At 38.9% G+C, this 18,231-nt stretch carries 17 protein-coding genes; 4 read left to right on the top strand and 13 right to left on the bottom strand.

Annotated features, from left to right (window positions below):
* Positions 1 to 44 precede the first annotated feature (44 nt).
* Positions 45 to 845 carry a hypothetical protein gene (locus ADHAQ_RS0104485; protein WP_026461918.1) on the bottom strand — a complete coding sequence of 267 codons (801 nt, stop codon included), beginning with the start codon at positions 843 to 845 and terminating at the stop codon, positions 45 to 47.
* 223 nt (positions 846 to 1,068) lie between these two features.
* On the opposite strand from ADHAQ_RS0104485, the gene ADHAQ_RS0104480 reads away from it, so the two are divergent.
* A complete protein-coding gene (locus tag ADHAQ_RS0104480; protein ID WP_026461917.1) occupies positions 1,069 to 3,417 on the top strand; it encodes a penicillin-binding protein 1A in 2,349 nt (782 codons plus the stop codon).
* A 50-nt stretch (positions 3,418 to 3,467) separates the two neighbouring features.
* Here ADHAQ_RS0104480 and ADHAQ_RS0104475 read toward each other — a convergent pair whose 3' ends face one another.
* The 12 genes from ADHAQ_RS0104475 to ADHAQ_RS0104420 all read right to left on the bottom strand — a co-directional run bounded on the left by ADHAQ_RS0104475 (position 3,468) and on the right by ADHAQ_RS0104420 (position 14,884).
* Positions 3,468 to 4,385 carry a TIGR01777 family oxidoreductase gene (locus ADHAQ_RS0104475; protein WP_026461916.1) on the bottom strand — a complete coding sequence of 306 codons (918 nt, stop codon included), beginning with the start codon at positions 4,383 to 4,385 and terminating at the stop codon, positions 3,468 to 3,470.
* A gap of 124 nt (positions 4,386 to 4,509) precedes the next feature.
* Positions 4,510 to 5,160: a GTP cyclohydrolase I FolE gene (folE, locus tag ADHAQ_RS0104470; RefSeq protein ID WP_026461915.1), complete on the bottom strand. Its 651-nt coding sequence runs from the start codon at positions 5,158 to 5,160 to the stop codon at positions 4,510 to 4,512.
* Positions 5,153 to 5,560: a 6-pyruvoyl trahydropterin synthase family protein gene (locus ADHAQ_RS0104465; protein WP_026461914.1), complete on the bottom strand. Its 408-nt coding sequence runs from the start codon at positions 5,558 to 5,560 to the stop codon at positions 5,153 to 5,155. Before ADHAQ_RS0104465 ends, folE begins: the two co-directional genes overlap by 8 nt.
* A 255-nt stretch (positions 5,561 to 5,815) precedes the next feature.
* Positions 5,816 to 6,451, bottom strand: coding sequence for an inorganic diphosphatase (locus ADHAQ_RS0104460; RefSeq protein WP_051359705.1), 636 nt, complete (start codon positions 6,449 to 6,451; stop codon positions 5,816 to 5,818).
* Positions 6,452 to 6,578: 127 nt separating this feature from the next.
* Positions 6,579 to 6,944: a 50S ribosomal protein L19 gene (gene rplS / locus ADHAQ_RS0104455; RefSeq protein ID WP_026461912.1), complete on the bottom strand. Its 366-nt coding sequence runs from the start codon at positions 6,942 to 6,944 to the stop codon at positions 6,579 to 6,581.
* 131 nt (positions 6,945 to 7,075) lie between these two features.
* Positions 7,076 to 7,753, bottom strand: a complete 678-nt coding sequence (gene trmD / locus ADHAQ_RS0104450; RefSeq protein ID WP_026461911.1) for a tRNA (guanosine(37)-N1)-methyltransferase TrmD — start codon at positions 7,751 to 7,753, stop codon at positions 7,076 to 7,078.
* A complete protein-coding gene (gene rimM, locus ADHAQ_RS0104445; RefSeq protein WP_034256579.1) occupies positions 7,743 to 8,318 on the bottom strand; it encodes a ribosome maturation factor RimM in 576 nt (191 codons plus the stop codon). The genes trmD and rimM overlap by 11 nt, the downstream gene beginning before the upstream one ends.
* Positions 8,319 to 8,332: 14 nt before the next feature.
* On the bottom strand, positions 8,333 to 8,875 hold the full coding sequence (locus ADHAQ_RS0104440; RefSeq protein ID WP_026461909.1) for a 30S ribosomal protein S16: 543 nt from the start codon (positions 8,873 to 8,875) through the stop codon (positions 8,333 to 8,335).
* 637 nt (positions 8,876 to 9,512) lie between these two features.
* Positions 9,513 to 10,247, bottom strand: coding sequence for an acyl-CoA desaturase (locus tag ADHAQ_RS0104435; RefSeq protein ID WP_026461908.1), 735 nt, complete (start codon positions 10,245 to 10,247; stop codon positions 9,513 to 9,515).
* Between the two features lie 160 nt (positions 10,248 to 10,407).
* Complete coding sequence (locus ADHAQ_RS0104430; protein ID WP_026461907.1) at positions 10,408 to 11,121, bottom strand: RluA family pseudouridine synthase; 714 nt, start codon at positions 11,119 to 11,121, stop codon at positions 10,408 to 10,410.
* Positions 11,122 to 11,201: 80 nt separating this feature from the next.
* Positions 11,202 to 12,020: a 3-methyl-2-oxobutanoate hydroxymethyltransferase gene (panB, locus tag ADHAQ_RS0104425; protein WP_026461906.1), complete on the bottom strand. Its 819-nt coding sequence runs from the start codon at positions 12,018 to 12,020 to the stop codon at positions 11,202 to 11,204.
* Positions 12,021 to 12,139: 119 nt separating this feature from the next.
* Positions 12,140 to 14,884 carry a putative LPS assembly protein LptD gene (locus ADHAQ_RS0104420; protein WP_157433341.1) on the bottom strand — a complete coding sequence of 915 codons (2,745 nt, stop codon included), beginning with the start codon at positions 14,882 to 14,884 and terminating at the stop codon, positions 12,140 to 12,142.
* 7 nt (positions 14,885 to 14,891) lie between these two features.
* On the opposite strand from ADHAQ_RS0104420, the gene ADHAQ_RS0104415 reads away from it, so the two are divergent.
* The 3 genes from ADHAQ_RS0104415 to ADHAQ_RS24495 all read left to right on the top strand — a co-directional run bounded on the left by ADHAQ_RS0104415 (position 14,892) and on the right by ADHAQ_RS24495 (position 18,025).
* Positions 14,892 to 15,698 carry an N-acetylmuramoyl-L-alanine amidase family protein gene (locus ADHAQ_RS0104415; protein ID WP_157433340.1) on the top strand — a complete coding sequence of 269 codons (807 nt, stop codon included), beginning with the start codon at positions 14,892 to 14,894 and terminating at the stop codon, positions 15,696 to 15,698.
* A 23-nt stretch (positions 15,699 to 15,721) separates the two neighbouring features.
* Complete coding sequence (locus ADHAQ_RS24500) at positions 15,722 to 16,732, top strand: MlaD family protein (protein ID WP_051359704.1); 1,011 nt, start codon at positions 15,722 to 15,724, stop codon at positions 16,730 to 16,732.
* A gap of 405 nt (positions 16,733 to 17,137) precedes the next feature.
* A complete protein-coding gene (locus ADHAQ_RS24495; RefSeq protein ID WP_051359703.1) occupies positions 17,138 to 18,025 on the top strand; it encodes a transglutaminase-like domain-containing protein in 888 nt (295 codons plus the stop codon).
* Positions 18,026 to 18,231: the final 206 nt, after the last annotated feature.

Here is an 18,231-nt window from a genome sequence, read left to right as displayed (position 1 = left end):
GGAAGTAAATATTTAAAAGTATATGGTTGTTCTTTTAACTAGTCCTATACTGCACTGTATTTTTCCTCCTCCGGAAAGCCAATTAAATAAATAATCTTTGCGCCAGACTTGTGTGTAACTTTTCCTGCTTTCCAGGCATAATTCTTTGCCGGTATAGTTTCTGTAAGCTTTAATAAATGCTCGGGCGAGTATAAGCGTAAAATAGAAACACAGCCGTCCCAGATGGTGAAAAGCGGAATTAAAGGAATAAAATAAGTGAAAAATAACCGGCTAAGACGAAAGGGTTTTATAAAAGGCGTACAAAAGATAAACACCACTGGGAAAATAAAAATGGCGGCCATTATTTCCCAATAACTTTTACTTGCTCCTTCAAAAATGCCAATGGGTACTCTTTTTTCTGCGGCATCGGCTAAAATATTACGGGCTTGCTCTGGGTTGAAATGATGAAAAGCTGAGAATATGGTTCTGCAACCTTCCAGGTTTTTAGGAACATCCATAGCGTCTACCGAATCAGTAATGTAAGTAATTTCACCATTGGTTTTTTGTTTTACTAGTTCAAAGGCCGGAATATTGGGAAATTTATCGCTGATGGTAATTTTTACATTTTTGCCTAAAGCAGCATCTAACTTTGCCTTGGTTCCAATAATGCCACCACCTCCTCCAGAGCAAAGATCTAAAATTTCTGATGGAGTACTTTTTTCTACCAGGACCTGCAAGAGTGGAACAATAGGATCATAAATGCGGAGAGTACTAATGGCAAAGCGCAGGAAGTCCATCATGTTTTGTCTGAGCATATCCGGAAACCAGGACAAATCTTCAAATTCAAATAAATGGATACGCTTCATGTCTTATAGTATATAATTGTCTAAATATATAGTTTCTTAATTACGGATAATAGTAAACTTTAGCTTTCCTGTCTTTGGATTTTGTGAGCCCTTAACACCTGTATGCTATTTATAAATGATTTTATTTATACCAGTTTACCTTAAAGTAAAACACATAAAGTATATTTGTGAAATTTTTTATGGAGACATTGTGTTGAGCTCTAATAGGTTTTAGTTTGTAGGCATGTCCGAAGAAAGACCCAAAGAAAAAGTATCCAAGTATAAATCTATCATTAAGAATATCTGGCGATTATTTGCTTTAGGTATTGCATTTTTATTTATATATATATTCTGCGTTTCTGTTAATTTTCTATTTCTTTTTGGTGATACCCCGGGTACTGAAAAGTTAGAAAACCCTAGTACAGATCTGGCTTCAGAGTTATATACATCCGATGGGGTATTGTTGGGGAAATATTTTAGCGAGAACCGCAGCCCGGTAACCTACCAAAAAATATCCCCCATTTTAATAAATGCCTTGGTTGCTACCGAAGACATCCGGTTTTATGAGCATTCGGGCATTGATGCTAAAGCCTTAGCTTCTATTTTTTATTTTACTATTCGAGGCGATAAAAGAGGAGGAAGTACTTTAACCCAGCAATTAGCTAAAAACTTATATAAAACACGACGGCAAGAAACCAAGGGTGTACTAGGCTATATTCCCGTAGTAAGTACCATTATTGCCAAAACTAAAGAATGGATTACCGCCATTCGTCTGGAGCGCAATTATACCAAAGAAGAAATTTTAACCATGTATCTGAATACCATTGAGTTTGGGTCAAATGCATTTGGTATAAAAGTAGCCTCTAAAACATTTTTTAATACCTCACCTGACAGCTTAAAAACTGAAGAAGCGGCCATGTTAGTAGGAATGGTAAATGCCCCAACCCGCTATAGCCCCCGCTTTCATCCCCAGGCTGCTTTAGAGAAACGCAATTTTGTAATAGAAAAGCTAGCCAAATACAATATCATTACGAGACAAGAAGCCGACTCATTAAGTGCTTTACCAATTGCCCTGAAATACCACGTTGAAAACCATATAGAAGGTCCGGCAACGTATTTCCGGGGAGCGGTAAATGAATTCGTGAAAGAGTGGTGTGCAAGGGAAAACGAGAAAGCCGGGTATGAGAAGTATGATATTTATACCAGTGGCTTAAAAATTTATACGACCATTGATTCCCGGATGCAGAAGCTGGCAGAAGAGGCCGTAGCAGATAAAATGAATGATCTGCAGAAAAAGTTTGAACGCCACTGGAAGGGGAAAAACCCATGGGTGGATGAGAAGGACAGGGAAATACCTAATTTTATTGAAACCAATATTAAGCGAACTGAATATTATAAAAAGTTAAAACGCTTATACGGTAATGATGAAGCAAAAATTAACCAATTGCTGAATACACCGCGCCCGATGAAAGTATTTACCTGGAAAGGGGATAAAGATACTACGCTTGTTTTGAGTCCGATGGATTCGTTGCGGTATTATAAGCGCTTCTTACACGCCGGCATGATGACCATGGACCCGTTTACCGGACAAATAAAAACATGGGTGGGTGGTATTAATTTTAAATTCTTTAAATACGACCACGTTAAGCAAGCCCGCCGGCAGCCTGGTTCTACTTTTAAACCATTTGTTTATTTAACTGCCATTGATAATGGATATGCCCCTTGCGACCGAGTGCGGGATCAGCGGGTTACTATTAAATATGTAGAGAATGGCAAGCCAATGGTTTGGGAACCTAATAACGTAACCCGATCTTATACCGGAATCAACATGACCCTGCGCCAGGCTATGGCTCGTTCTGTGAATTCGGTTACTGCTCAGTTAACAGAATTAGTAGGTTGGGATAAAGTGGCAGAATATGCTAAAAAACTCGGCATAACAAGTCCTTTGCAGGCAGTTCCGTCTATTGGTTTAGGTTCTGGGGGTGATGTATCGGTGTATGATATGGTAGGAGCCTACAGTACTTTTGTTAATAACGGCTTCTGGAGCGAACCGATGTATGTGACCCGTATTGAAGACCGTAACGGTAACGTAATTCACCAATTCAATCCAAAACAAAAGCGTGTAATCAGCGAAGAGACAGCTTTTTTAATGGTACATATGCTAAAAGGAGGCATGGAGGAACCAGGCGGAACATCGCAAGCTTTGTGGGAATACGATCTTTGGAAGAATGGGAATCAAATTGGTGGTAAAACCGGAACAACCTCAAATTATTCTGATGGCTGGTACATGGGAATTACCAAAGATTTGGTTTCCGGCGTTTGGGTAGGAGGGGAAGATCGAAGTATTCACTTCCGGACATCCTCTACCGGGGAAGGGTCTAAAACAGCCTTACCTATTTTTGGCTTGTTCATGGAGAAACTTTACAAGGATAAGGATCTAGGCTACAAAATGGGAGCTTTTCCTAAACCAACTATCAAGATCCGGAAAAAATACCAATGTGTTTCGCCAAGAATTTACGTGCCGCAGAAAGATACTTTACAAACCGATCAGATACTGGAGCAAATAAATACAGATTCGCTGCCGGGTATTTAACGCCAGGAGATACTTTTTCCTACTGTCAATAGCAATTAATAGGTGCTTATTTAAACGTTTTCTGCTGCGTAAAAAGATTCCAGGGCTTGCTGCACATTATGATAGTCAAAGGTAAAGCCCATGCGCATCAGTTTATTGTTACTTACCCGCTGCCCAGCTAACACTACTTCGCTCATCTCACCTAACGCTAATTTTAAACCAATGGCTGGTACTTTTAAACCTGTTAATGGTTTATGCATAACAGAGGCTAAGATCTTGGTGAATTGTTCGTTAGTCACTGGATTGGGCGCCACAGCATTATAGACACCTTGAAAAGAAGTGTCCTCAATAGCCCTGATAAACAACCGGCATAGATCATCAACATGAATCCAGGACATGTATTGTTTACCGGAGCCTAATGGGGCGCCAGCCATTAATTTTATTGGGCGAGCTATCTGAGGCAGCGCTCCTCCTTTATTACTAAGTACTACACCTACCCGAAAAATACAGGTTCGTATTTGTTGTTCATGTATTTCCCAGGCTGCAGATTCCCAGTGTTTACAAACTTCAGCTAAAAAGTCATTGCCGTAGGTACTTTCTTCGGTAACTAATCGATCACTGGTATCGCCATAAATGCCAACGGCCGAAGCAGAAATAAAAGCTTTTACGTGGTGGTTGGTTTTACTAAGGCACTCGCGGAGGAGGCGGGTGCTTTTAATGCGGCTATCAACAATTTCTTTTTTTCGTTCCTTGGTCCATTTACCTTCCGCCACGCTAGAGCCCGCTAAATTTATAATGTAATCTGCATAAGAGAGTACATTGTCGTCTATATAATTTCGCTCTAGGTCCCATTTAAATGTTTTATAGTGAGAAAACTGGGGTACTTGCCGACTCAGATGCGCTACTTCATATCCTTGGTCAATAAGCATCTCTGAAAGGCGAGTCCCAATCAGCCCGGTACCACCGGTAATTAATATTCTGCCTGCCATGTTCTAATATTCAGTAATTGTCCAAAAGCGGAACGCAAAATTTGATTGGTGTTCTACGCGTTTATTGTACTAAGGTCTGGGTAAGGATTTCTGAGTTGATAATGAAGCTTAAAAGCTTCCAGGACTATTTCCGAACATAATTTAAAAACTCGTTGCGGTACTGCTCTTGCTGAAATAAACCAGAGTATTCGGCTGTAATGGTACTGCTACTTACATCATTTACACCCCGACTCATTACACATAAATGGTCTGCTTCAATAAATACCGCCACATTTTCGGTAAATAACATGGATTTTAGCTCTTCCGCAATTTGCATAGTTAACCGTTCCTGTACTTGGGGCCTACGGGCATAATATTGTACAATTCGGTTTAGTTTAGATAAACCTACTACGTGCTTATCCGGAATGTAAGCAACGTGGGCTTTTCCTATGATAGGCACAAAGTGATGCTCGCAATATGAGTATAAGGTAATATCGCGCTCCACCAACATCTGATTATAGTTAAACCGGTTTTCGAAAAGTTTAGCGGCTGGCTTATTAACCGGGTTTAAACCCTTAAATATTTCATTTACATACATTTTTGCTACCCGATGCGGTGTGCCCTGTAAGCTATCATCTGTTAAATCAAGGCCCAAAACATGCATGATCTCCCGAAAATGCTTTTCAATTAATTCAATTTTTACATCATCGGTAAGTTTGAAGGCATCTTCGCGCAGGGGAGTGTGTAAGGAAGAAGAGCCCACGTGGTCTTCAGATTCTATATCAAAGTTATCCATTATATTCTACAAGGTTTCGGTCGGTTTCCTGTAATACTACTGATAGTTGGTAGGAAGCATCTATTTTTGGTCGTAACCGATTCCAGATAACTATCGCCATATTCTCGGCCGTAGGGTTTAGTTGTTTAAATTCTTCGGTATCGAGATTTAAATTTTTATGATCAAATTTATTTATAATTTCTGTCTTTACCAGAGTACTTAATACCTTCATATCAAAGACGTATCCAGTATCAGGATCAACCGGTCCGTTCACTTTTACAGTAAGTTCATAATTATGCCCATGATAATTAGGACTATTACATTTGCCAAAAACAGCAATATTTTTTTCGTCGTTCCAAGCAGCATTGTGTAACCGATGGGCAGCATTAAAATGTTCTTTTCTACAAACTGTTACGTTCATGGTAATTAAACAACCATACAGGTTAAAATGTTCGGTGAATGACAGAGAATAGCTATTCTATTTGCTATCCCAATAAATTAAAACTGAAGAAACAAAAGTAAGTAACTTTCTTAAAGAAACGTTATAGTAGCTGTAATTTACGTATCAAGCAATTAAGTGGAGAAAAATTTTAGCTTACTAATTACTAAATAACAATTATCTAAAAGGATAAAAGAAAATAGTAAGCTATTTAGTTAAAGGGACGGAGTGCAACTATTACTTAAGGTATTTTTGTATAAGTTGTTCTGTAAACCGTTCATCTTTCCACCCAATAAATTTGTAACTTTTATGTTTAAAAGCAGCAATAAACCAACGCTGAATGATTTCTTTAGCTGCCGGGTAATTGGCTGAAAAAGAAGCTAAATCTGTAGCTGAAATAATTTGTTCACTTGGGCGGGAGGGCACTGCAACCACAATGTATTTTAATTCTCCAGCTGTTTCTACCAGTAAAGTAGCCAAAGGTGTTGTTTCATATATTGTTCCCACTGGGGCTTGTTCGGCTAATACAATTGCTTCTAAAGGTTTGCTTGTTGATAGGTTGTTTATTCGTAAATCTGTAGATGGAATAAAGCCAAAATTACCGGGGAAAGGCAAAAATTTTATTTCTTCAGCTAATCCAGCATTTTGCTGCGGTTCAAATTCCTGCGATTTTGGGTTGTAGCTTTGCGGGTGATTCGTGCCAGCTGGGGTAAGGACAACTACCTGTACTTGTTTATTTGCCGAATAGGCTGGTAAGTTTTCATAATTTGTTTTACAGCCAAAACAAAAAAATAAAAAAGCTAACAGAAGGCACCAATGTGGGGTAAACGTTTTAAGCCCACAAGTCCATGCATAAGAATATGAAACAGCCAAAAGGTAAGTAATAGTTTAAATACTTTTATCAGAACTAAGATAAGGGTGGCAGAGGAATTTAAAAAGATATAAATAAAAAAGCCGGTTATAAAACCGGCTTTTAATATAAGGGAATATGTACAGGTAATTAAGCTGTTTTCATCCGACGCTCTTTAATACGGGAAGCTTTACCAGAAAGGCCCCTTAAGTAGTACAGACGAGCTCTTCTTACTTTACCACGACGTACTAATTCAATTTTTTCGATATTTGGAGAAAGTAAAGGAAAAATACGCTCCAAACCGATTTGATTAGATACTTTGCGAACAGTGAAAGTTTCACCTGCAGTGTTCACATTTTTACGCTGAATTACAACGCCTTGGAATTGCTGAATTCTTTCTTTGTTACCTTCGCGGATTTTAACGTGAATGTTTACAGTGTCACCAGCTGCGAAAGCAGGAATGGCGGCACGTTGCTCACGATATTCTTCGTTTAATACGTCTAATATATTGCTCATGGCTATTGTAATTAATGCTATTGTATCTTCAAAATTCGGACTGCAAAGATATAAAACTTTTTTGTAGAAAAATAGTAGCTTTAAAAATATTTATTCCGAATATAGATACTAGTTTTTTGATAGTTAAATATTTAATCTTCTAACAAATCCGGCCGCCGTTGTTTCGTGCGTTCAATGGCTTTCTCAAAACGCCATTGTTCAACTTTAGGCGTATCGCCGGATAATAAAATTTCTGGCACTTTCATACCTTCGTAATCAGCTGGCCGGGTATAAACCGGTGGCGCTAGTAGCCCATCCTGGAACGAATCCGTCAGGGCAGATGATTCATCGTTTAGAACACCAGGAAGTATGCGAATAATGGCATCGGTTAAAACAGCTGCTCCTAGTTCACCTCCTGATAAAACATAATCCCCAATACTAATTTCATGGGTGATGTATTTTTCTCTGACCCGCTCATCTACACCTTTGTAGTGTCCGCACAAGATAATTACGTTTTCCAACAACGATAACCGATTAGCTATTTTTTGGTTCAGGGTTTCCCCGTCTGGAGTCATATAGATAATGGCATCGTAAGAACGGTCTGCTTTTAAAGCCTCAATGCATTTAGCTATGGGTTCAATCATCATGACCATGCCGGCCCCACCGCCAAAAGCATAGTCATCTATTTGTCCATATTTATTAATGGCAAACTTGCGTAAGTCATGAATATGAATTTCTACCAAACCCTTATTTTGGGCTCGTTTTAAAATAGAATGGCTAAAAGGACTTTGGAGTAAATCAGGCTGACAACTAATAATATCAAACCGCATCGTCGTCTTTGTCTTCGTCGTCAGGTTCCGGAGCGGTAGGGTTTAGGTAAATATCCACCAATCCTTCCGGTAAGTTCACAAAAAGTTTTTTTTCTGCTTTATCAGCCCGTAAAATCAATTCATCCTGAATAGGAATCAATACTTCGGTACCTTGGTAATCCATGGCCATCAGATCCTGGTAAGGCATTTCGTAAATTTCTTTTACGGTACCAAGATCGCCTAAAGTTTTATCTACTATTAAATACCCGATTACTTCATGAAAGTAAAACTGGTCTTCATCTAATTCTGGTAAATTCTCGAGGGGCAGGTAAAGCTGAGTATTTTTTAGCTTTTCAGCTTCAACGATAGAGTCCACATCTTCAAATTTTATGATAATGCGGCCGTTAGGTTGAATGTCAAGGGCATCAATAAAAAAAGGAACCAGTTTCCCGTTTAATTGCAGGAAAACTGATTCCAATTCTTCGTAATCTTCAGGGTAATCTACATCAAAGAATGCAATTACCTGACCTTTTACGCCATGCGTCCTGACAATATAGCCTAACTGATAACAGGCGTCAATATTCATGGCAAATAAAGTTATTAAGCTTCTGTTTCTTCAGCAGGAGCAGCAGCTTCAGGCGCATCAGCACCTTCTTCAGCAGCAGGAGCAGCAGCTTTAGCAGCTTCTTCTGCACGCTTACGTAATGACTCAGCACGCTCTTCGTTAACTTTACGCTCAGCAGCTAAAGCAGCTTTAGCTACATCAGCTTTTTTCTGGCTTAAAGCATCGCGTTTGCCCTGGATTGCAGCTTCTTTAGATTCTTTCCAATCGTTAAATTTAGAATCAGCTTGTTCCTGAGTTAAAGCACCTTTAGCAACACCTACTTGTAAGTGTTTCTTGAAAAGAATTCCTTTGTAAGAAAGAATAGCTTTCATGGTGTCAGTTGGTTGTGCACCATTCATAACCCACTGAAATGCTTTGTCCTCATTAAAGTTGATGGAAGCAGGGTTAGTGTTAGGGTTATAAGTACCTAACTTCTCAATAAAGCGACCATCACGTGGTGCTTTAGCATCGGCTACAACGATATCATAAATTGCAGCTTTTTTACGGCCTCTGCGGGCTAATCTGATTTTAACAGGCATAATAAATAATTTTTTCCTAAGCGACGGAACCCGTCCGTCTTTTTTGAGTTTGCAAAGGTAAGCAAAATAATGCTTAACTAAGCTGATTATTAGCAATTTTTATTTGAATTTAGTTCCCGTAGTAGAGAAATGCTAAGATTCAATTTATCTCAGGCTAAGATAAATTATTTATAGTTGCTCTAAGCCCAGGCAGGTTCTTTATGGATTTAGTACGATGCTGAATTCAAGAAGCCGTGTATTTTCTCTGTCAGATGAAACACGGTAAATAAAATCGGTAAAAAGTTGCTGATTTTAGTTTTATAAGACAAACTTATAATCCTGTTTGGCTAATACATTGATACCGTTAATTATTTGCCTCTAATAAAGAGGAGCTTTTACAAATAGTACAAGCATGTTTGCAATGGCGGTAATAATGTCTTCTACTGAAAGTAAGATTTATGTTATAAAATTGCTGCCTTTAGCAAGGCAGGCGATAAACTCTAGGTGAAAAAAAGCGGATGCTTATTAACACCATCCAGTCTGCTGGTAAGGGTTTTTGGTTGGTAAATTTAAAATAATAATCAAAAAAAAGATCTTACCTGGTGAGCCCTGGTAAGATCTTATATTGTATAAAAATAAGTTGTTTAGTTTGGGAAGTTTAAGCGTGTACTTTTTTCAAACGTATGATTCTAAGTTTATCAAGTGTCCAAATAACAGGATAGGTAGGATCAACTTCCCACCATTTTACCCCGAAGTTTACCCGGTTTGGTAATTTATGATGGTTGTTCTGGAACAATTCACCACCAGTTAGAAAATCAAAGAATAAAGAATTTCTAGATTTGTCATGGTTGTCAAAATTCTGATAGCCATATTTATGACCACTCCAGTTTACAATGGCTCCGTGCAATGGGCCCATTAAAAAGTGTAATGGTAATAACAAGAACATCCACCAATGGGTAGCAAACTGAATATAAAAAAGGGTGTAAAGAGTACCCCAGCCTAAACGGGAAAATTTAGTATCGCCAAATTTTTCCAGCCCATCCCATAATGGATAGTTGCCTTCAAAACGTGCTTCCGTTTCAACTCTTTTGTTTAATACATCATTGTAAATATTTTTTGTTTTCCACATCATGGAAAAAGCATTGTTTGAAAAATGCGGAGAATGTGGATCACGTTCAGTGTCGCTAAAAGCGTGGTGCATCCGATGTAATACAGCATAGGCGCGGGGCGATAAAAAAGAAGAGCCTTGCGAAGCGTATGTCAGGAAGAAGAAAAAACGCTCCCAGAATTTGTTCATAGTGAACATTTTATGCGCCGCGTAACGATGTAAGTAAAATGTTTGAACAAACAAAGAAAGGTACCAGTGAGCTACAAAAAATATTAGAATGGGCATTAGGTTATTTGAATTAAAATAAAATATTTAGTCTGATATACCTGAAATACTACATCTACAACAGCAATCCAGGGTTTAAGTTCACAAAACTACTACATGTTAAATTATAACGTGCATTCCTACCTGAAAAATATTGGGAAACTGATGAATATCATCTTTTTCATTTAAGAGAAATTGAAATTTCATTTGTAAAGTTTTGCCAGGGCTGCTTATTGGGTGGCATCGCCGAAATAGTAAGAAGTGTTTTTTGAATGGGGTGCTCAAATTCCAATTGGAAAGCATGCAGGCAAATGCTTTTATCAGGCATAGGGGTGGGAGCTCCGTATCGTAGATCACCGGTAATAGGGCAACCCTGGGAGGCTAATTGTACCCGTATTTGGTGAGGGCGCCCTGTTACTGGATTAACTTTAAATAAATTATAATCGGCTTGAGTGGCGAGAAGGTTATAACTTAGCTCTGACCGAAGCCCCTGTTTATTTTCTTTGGCGAAGGCTTTGGTGGTGTTCCGGGCATCATCTTTTACTAACCAATGAATCAATGTATCTTTGGCATGAGGCGGACGCTTTCCAGATATGGCCAGGTAGGTTTTCTTAGTTTTGTTACTCCTGAATAACTCATTCATGCGCGAAAGCGCTTTGGAAGTTTTAGCCAATAGCACCACTCCGCTTACAGGTCGGTCCAAGCGGTGTATAACGCCCATGAAAACATTACCGGGCTTATTATATTTGGTTCTTATATAGTCTTTGGCTAATTCGGAAAGTGGAACATCACCTGTGTCGTCACCTTGTACTAATATTCCCGAAGGTTTATTAATAGCTAACAGATGATTGTCTTCATACAAGATATGATGATCTTGTAATACAAAGTTCTCCATTCTCCTCTATCTGGTTTATAAGTGTTTTATTGAATCTTTAAGCATCCAATAGAAGGGATAAATGATAGTAACTTCCGAAACTAATATGCTTCATCTTCATTAGGGAAGTTCCGGTCCTTTACATCCTGCACGTAATTACTAACAGCATTGGTCATGATGTCATGTAAATCGGCGTACCTGCGGAGGAAACGAGGTTTAAACTCTTTGGTGATACCTAATAAATCGTGCGTTACCAGTACCTGACCGTCTACGTGGGGGCCGGCTCCAATCCCAATTATGGGTATGTGTAATTGCGACGCCACTCGTTGAGCCAAGGATGAAGGAATCTTTTCCAACACAATGGCAAAGCAACCTAATTCCTGTAACAAAATGGCGTCTTCTATTAGTTTATTGGCCTCTTCTTCTTCTTTAGCCCGTACCGTGTAAGTGCCAAATTTGTAAATGGACTGAGGTGTAAGTCCTAGATGGCCCATAACCGGTACGCCGGCGCTGAGAATCCGGATGATTGAATCTTTGATCTCGCTGCCGCCTTCCAGTTTAATACCATGAGCACCGGATTCTTTCATGATGCGAATAGCAGACCGTAAAGCTTCAGAAGAGTTACCCTGATAAGAACCAAAAGGCATATCAACCACTACAAAGGCTCGTCTTACAGCTCTTACCACGGAAGAAGCGTGGTAAATCATCTGGTCCAGGGTTATTGGTAGTGTTGTTTCGTGGCCGGCCATTACGTTGGAGGCTGAATCACCAACTAATAAAACATCTACCCCGGCGTCATCTAAAATAGAAGCCATGGAATAATCGTAAGCCGTAAGCATAGATATTTTTTCGCCCCGGTCTTTCATGGCCTGCAACTGGTGCGTGGTAATTATCTTGATGTCTTTTTTCTGTACAGACATTTTATTCAGGTTATAAAAGTATTCTTAATAAAAAACGCCTCTTAGTTGGTTGCAAAAGAGGCGTAAAATTATGATTAAATTCTTAAATATATTTCAACTGTTTTATTCCAGTAACAAAATTATCGCTGGAAAGGAGTATTACGTTTTGATAATTTTAAGTCCCGAAGAATGGAGGCCCGGGCGTTAATATTAATAGAGTAAGACTGGAATCGTCCAAAAGGAACCCACATAATACTCATAGTCCAGCAATGCAGATCACGATCTATATTAACACTGGTATAGGCAATTGTTTTATTTTGGAAGTCATAATTAGAGCTGTACCGAATCTTCCATTTTTCAGTTAAATTCAAAGAACCATCAATACCAACTGTCTTAGCTACATTGGGTCTGGCTCCCAGAGTAGTGGCTGCAAAATAGCTACCTTGAAAATTTAACCGGAGCGTCCACGGTATACTGAAGTCTACATATTGATCCTGCAAACGTACATCCGTTTCCAGCGACGGGCGGTTGGTAGTAGGAGCTTGTCGCTTTCCCCGGATAGCTTCCGGATTCAATTCAAAGTCAACGTTTACGTTAGCAGAAGTAAGGCGGGCAAATCTTAAACTACTTTCGTTTATCATTAACCGGTCTAATCTTCGTCCCTGCGAATTAACCTGGTATGGGTCCAGGTTGGCGCTGGAAAATATGTTTACTCTTTTAAATAAAGTGGTTCTGAATTGGGCATTCAAGGGTTGTAACTGGAAGGAATCCGCTGCAAAATTATAGCCACCCGAAATACTAAAGTTGTCAATCAAACTCACTTTTTCAAAGGTAGAAGCTGTATCACCTTTTGGTTTCATTTTTGCCTCTACCTGATTCTGGATACCAAAGGAAACAACACTCTGGCGGCCAGCGCTTGGTGTGCCAAACAGGAAATTGTTGTACCTCGATAAAAATTGGGTAGGTACATAACCGGTAGTGCTGTTTACAATGTCGCTTAATTGTACAGGCTGCGAGTATTTATTGACTAGATCAGGGCTGTAGCTGTAAGAGGCAAAGGGCGTAAGCTGATGCCGGATAGCTTTTAAGCGTTCTCCGTTAAAATTAGCCATACCATAAATACGAGTAGTTAAACTCGCATTGGCACTATACACACTCGCTACACTAAATTTGTTAAGAGTGTCAATCCGGATAGCATTAGCTTCATTTATGTAAGTATAGTTTAATTGTTTTAAGTATGTGGTGGCACTATAAGAAACACCCGGAGACAAACTGAAATACCTGAATAACCGAATGCTGTTCATAGTTATTGGCAGGTTGTGCTGCGCTCCAAACTGGCCATTCTTAAGGATCATGGCGAAGTTATTCGGGTTAATAGGTAAAACCCGGTTTCCAGCCGGACTTCCGATTAAATTTACGCCGCTTAAAGTAGAGCCACCAGTAATATTATTGGTAAGGCGGTTACTGGCAGTCATGTTATAAGCAATAGCTATATCTGCCAGGTTCTGAAGAATTGGGTTTCTGGGACTGCTCCCTAATATTGGCCGGAACAGATACTGGCGGTTTACAGCAAAGTTTACCTGTGGCAAAGTTAAGTTCATGACCTTGGTGCTAACATTTTGGTCATGCAAAGCTGATACGGTAAAGGTAACCGGCGAATTAGGGTTAGCAAATTGGTATTGTACCGATGAACTAAACGAGCCCGATAAAGCCGCTGCCGGATTATTGAATTGATTTTGTTGGTTATAGAAAGTACTACCTGCCCGCACACTTGCTGAGAACTTTCCGCCTGGTTTTGCTCCGGGCGAGTGGTTCCAGCTAATCCAGAATGACTTGGGTTCCTGCCGGGCAAAAGTTGAATTAGCATCAATTAAACTGTTGGTGGGGGTGTTTTGTGACTTAAAAGCAGTATAATCAACCCGAAAATTACCTTGGTACGAATAGCGTTTGGAGTAATTGGTGTTGAATGAGGCCCCCCAGCTTCCAAAAGAATAGATATCGCCCAGCAACTGCATACCTATATATTCATTTAAAGCTAAATAATAACCTCCTTGTCGTAAATAAAAGCCTCTTTGCCGGGTTTCACCAAAGGTTGGAATTATTACTCCTGAAGACCCGGTACTTCGTTTTTTGCTTGGTGTTGGGAAATAACCAAATAAAAAGCCAAGTGGCGTAGGAATGTCAGCAAAAACGAGGTTAAAAGGACCCGTAAATATTTTTTTGCCTGGTATGGCTTTTATTTTAGGAGCATTTATATAAAAGTGCGGGTGGGGCAAATCACAGGTGGTGTAGCGGGCATGGGCACCAAATATGCTTTCATCTGGATTTCTTTTAACAATTTCTGCATGCAGGAAACCTTCTCCCTGACGGGTTACTACTCCGTTAATTTTCCCTTTTTTACTTTTAAAATTATAATCCATCTGGGTGGCCGTGTAGGTTTCGGCACCTTGCCTGAAAACAGGAGTTCCTATAGCTTTGCCCGTAGAGTCCTGGGTGCCGTAGGCAGAAACAAGGTTGGTATTATAATTGATAATGGTTTTAGCAGCCTTTATTGTTAGGTCGCCATAGTTAATATTGGCGTCGCCATACATATTCACTACTTTTTTTGCTACATCAAAAACAATAGAGTCTCTGGCAGAATATTTTATAGTAGTTGTAATGTCTCCCTGAATAGAGTCTTTTCTGGTTTTGGCGCTATCGGCAGGCAACCGGACAACAGCCTGATTATTAGTAATAGTAGGAGCAGTTGGGGGTGTAACAGGTCTGGTGGTATTTTGAGCAAAGACCCCAGATCCAGAAAGCCATACCACTTGCAACAACAGTAAAATCCTCAAGGCGGATGGTAATCTTTTCAGAATAAACGTAAATTTTATATATTTTTGCAAAGTTAATATGATTAGCACTAAAGAAACGAATGTTGTGAAAAATATTGTTTGCTTTTCTTTCCTCCTCATCTTTTTTATAATCAGTAGTTTTCAACCTTCCGGAAGCAAAGACGGAAAGGTCCGGACAGTGGTCATTGATGCCGGACACGGGGGGAAAGATATTGGTTGCCGGGGTGGTTCTGCCCATGAAGCAGATGTAGCCCTCAAAGTAGCTTTGGAATTAGGGAACGAAATAGAACACAATTTGCCGGATGTAAAAGTAGTTTATACCCGGAAAACCAACACGTTTGTGGAGTTAATCGACCGGGCCGGGATAGCTAATAAGAATGGTGCTGATCTATTTATTTCTATCCATTGTAACTCAGGGCCTTCTACTGCCTTTGGCACCGAAACCTATACCATGGGTTTACATAAAACCAACAGTAATTTACAGGTAGCTAACCGGGAGAACTCGGTTATTTTAAAGGAAGATAATTACCAGAAAAATTATGATGGCTTTGATCCAAGGTCTCCTCAAAGTCATATATTAATGAGTTTGTACCAGAGCGCTTACATGGATAATAGTTTGCGGTTTGCGCAGAAAGTACAGCATTATTTTAAAAATACCTTAGGCCGAAATAGCCGCGGGGTAAAACAGGCAGGTTTCATTGTGCTATGGAAATCAGCCATGCCAAGTGCCTTAATTGAAATAGGTTTTCTTACTAATCCGGCAGAAGAAAAATATCTAAACGATAAATCCGGGCAATCGTATATTGCAACAGGTATATACAAGGCTTTTAAAGAGTATAAGCAAGAACTCGAAGCCATGAATTAAAACAATCTTTTGACCCTACTTACGTGAGAATATCCAAAGAAGTAAAAGTTGCTCTGCTAGGTGTAGTTGCACTTGGATCCCTATATTTCGGTTATCTTTTCTTGAAAGGAACCGATTTTTTCACTTCTACCAGGAAGTTTTATGTTATTTACGAGAATGTTGATGGCTTAACAGTCTCGAGTCCGGTTATTTTAAATGGCGTTCATGTGGGTTTGGTGGAGAATATGCAAATTATGCCCGAACCAAAGCACCGTATTAAAGTTGCCTTAAATATAAATAAGGAAATTCCAATAGGCGATTCTACTATTGCTACCTTAGCCAGCAGTGATTTATTAGGTGGCAAAGCCATTACCTTATATGTGCGCCCCAATTCAAAAGAATATCAAGGCGGCGAAACTTTAATATCCTATGTGCAGCAGAGTTTAACTGATATGTTAACGGCTAAGGCTATGCCCGTTTTAGGCAAAGTAGATTCTACTTTACTTAAATTAAATGCCTTTTTCAATGAAGATGCTAAAAAAAGCATACGGGCTACTATTCTTAATACCCAGGCTACTACCGAAATGGTTAGGAGCATGTTATTATCTAATCAAAGAAATATAAATGCTATTACCTCAAATATGGCGGAGCTTAGTGCGGCATTAAATGTAACAGAACATAAGTTTGATAAATTAGCTACCAACCTTACCCAAATTACTGATTCATTAAAAACCACACCTATTAATGCTACGGTCCGTGAGCTGAATGCTACTGTTTTAGAGGCACAAAATGCTATTAATAAGTTTAACCAGAATAACGGAACAGTTGGTAAATTAATGAATGATGATTCTTTGTATGCCAATATGAATGCTTCTACCGAGAGCCTGAATGCCCTTCTGAAAGATTTTAAAGCGAATCCGAAACGTTATGTACATTTCTCTTTAATAGGGGGAGGAACAAAAGTAAATAAAGCTGAAAATGTAAAAACAGCTACTAAAGTAAAAAATGCCAATACAGTAGAAAATACGGGCGTGGTAAATGAAGTAGATAAATAGTGGTGTCTTTTCTCTGATTCTAATTAAAGCTATAATAATTAATCCGCTTCATGCGGATTTTTTATTCCATAGAGTTATGGTGTAGCTGGGTCCATAAGTAGTAAATAAAACTGCCAGGTACAAGGTGAGTTTATTACAGGTAAAACTGAATATTAGAAATCCAATTTCAGCGGAGGCTTCAGCGTAATTTTATTACCTGGAGTAAAAGAATGTTTAGGAAAAGGGTGCCGGGGGCATTAAATAAATTAGAATTTAGAATTTAAAATTTAGAAATTTGGCAATACTTTCTGCATATAAATAATTGTAGGAATAACTTTGATAGCATTAACAATATATTTTATAGGAAGAACGACCTAGTTGTATTCTCCGCTCATAAATTATAATTGTAAACTTTTATTTAAGATAGTGACAAATAAAGAGATAAAGGCATTAATTTCCTTACTGGAAGATGAAGATGAAAACATTGCATCGCATGTAGAGGAAAAAATAGTATCCTTAGGAGAACCTATAATTCCTTTTCTGGAAGAAGAGTGGGAAGAAAGCCTGAACCCGGAAGTACAGAAAAAGATTGAGGAGCTGATTCATAAATTGCAGTATGACGGCCTTACCAGTAAGCTTAAAGCCTGGAAAGAAAGCGGAGCTGAGAATTTGATTGAAGGGATGTGGTTAGTAAATACTTATCAATACCCGGATGCCTCCATTGAGAATATAAACAAAACCTTGGATCAGATTTATTATGAAGCCTGGTTGCATGTTAAACCCGATATGCATCCGTATGATCAAATAAAAGCCCTGAATCATGTATTGTTTAAGCTTTATAAGTTCTCAGCCAATACCAAAAATTTCCATTCACCGGCAAATTCTATGTTGCACCTGGCTTTGGAAACGAAACGAGGCAACCCGCTTACCTTATGTGTTATTTATTTGACCATTGCACAAAAGCTTAACCTGCCGATCTTTGGAGTAAATTTGCCTAACTTATTTGTCCTTACTTACAAACAGGACAATTTGCAGTTCTACATTAATGTCTACAATAAAGGATTAATGTTGTCTAAAGGCGATATTGATAATTATATCCTACAGCTTAATCTTAACCCGGTTGATATTTTTTATGAACCTTGTTCTAATTTAGATATTGTAAAACGGGCATTACGTAATTTAGCTCTTTCTTTTGAAAAACTGAACGAAGCGGAGAAGGCAGTAGAAGTTAATAAATTGCTGGACGTGATTACGGACGAACCAACATCAGCCTCGCAGCCTGGGGAGGATGGCGATGAAAACGATGAAGAATAAGTAATTGAAAAAGAAAAGGCTGCCTATAAGGCAGCCTTTTCTTTTTAACCCGCTCCCACAAAGGCTAGTACAATACTTTACAAGCAACAATAAAAAGCAACAATAAAATAAGAGCAACAGGTAAACTAGTATTCAATTGGTAGCAGCAAATAAAAATAGGAGCTGCAAAAAAAAGACCTTGCTTAAATTACCAGGCAAGGTCTTTT

Origin of the sequence: Adhaeribacter aquaticus DSM 16391 (genome assembly GCF_000473365.1) — a bacterium.
Lineage (GTDB): Bacteria > Bacteroidota > Bacteroidia > Cytophagales > Hymenobacteraceae > Adhaeribacter > Adhaeribacter aquaticus.
This window is presented reverse-complemented; position numbering and strand designations above follow the sequence as displayed.

Bases quoted from the DNA above. Each gene is read 5' to 3' on its own strand.
- rplS (WP_026461912.1), bottom strand. From the start codon at position 6,944: ATGAGCAATATATTAGACGTATTAAACGAAGAATATCGTGAGCAACGT.
- trmD (WP_026461911.1), bottom strand. From the start codon at position 7,753: ATGCGGTTTGATATTATTAGTTGTCAGCCTGATTTACTCCAAAGTCCT.
- ADHAQ_RS0104415 (WP_157433340.1), top strand. From the start codon at position 14,892: ATGATTAGCACTAAAGAAACGAATGTTGTGAAAAATATTGTTTGCTTT.
- folE (WP_026461915.1), bottom strand. From the start codon at position 5,160: ATGGATAACTTTGATATAGAATCTGAAGACCACGTGGGCTCTTCTTCC.
- ADHAQ_RS0104435 (WP_026461908.1), bottom strand. From the start codon at position 10,247: ATGCCCATTCTAATATTTTTTGTAGCTCACTGGTACCTTTCTTTGTTT.
- ADHAQ_RS0104440 (WP_026461909.1), bottom strand. From the start codon at position 8,875: ATGCCTGTTAAAATCAGATTAGCCCGCAGAGGCCGTAAAAAAGCTGCA.
- ADHAQ_RS0104480 (WP_026461917.1), top strand. From the start codon at position 1,069: ATGTCCGAAGAAAGACCCAAAGAAAAAGTATCCAAGTATAAATCTATC.
- panB (WP_026461906.1), bottom strand. From the start codon at position 12,020: ATGTCTGTACAGAAAAAAGACATCAAGATAATTACCACGCACCAGTTG.
- ADHAQ_RS0104465 (WP_026461914.1), bottom strand. From the start codon at position 5,560: ATGAACGTAACAGTTTGTAGAAAAGAACATTTTAATGCTGCCCATCGG.
- ADHAQ_RS0104430 (WP_026461907.1), bottom strand. From the start codon at position 11,121: ATGGAGAACTTTGTATTACAAGATCATCATATCTTGTATGAAGACAAT.
- rimM (WP_034256579.1), bottom strand. From the start codon at position 8,318: ATGAATATTGACGCCTGTTATCAGTTAGGCTATATTGTCAGGACGCAT.
- ADHAQ_RS0104475 (WP_026461916.1), bottom strand. From the start codon at position 4,385: ATGGCAGGCAGAATATTAATTACCGGTGGTACCGGGCTGATTGGGACT.
- ADHAQ_RS0104485 (WP_026461918.1), bottom strand. From the start codon at position 845: ATGAAGCGTATCCATTTATTTGAATTTGAAGATTTGTCCTGGTTTCCG.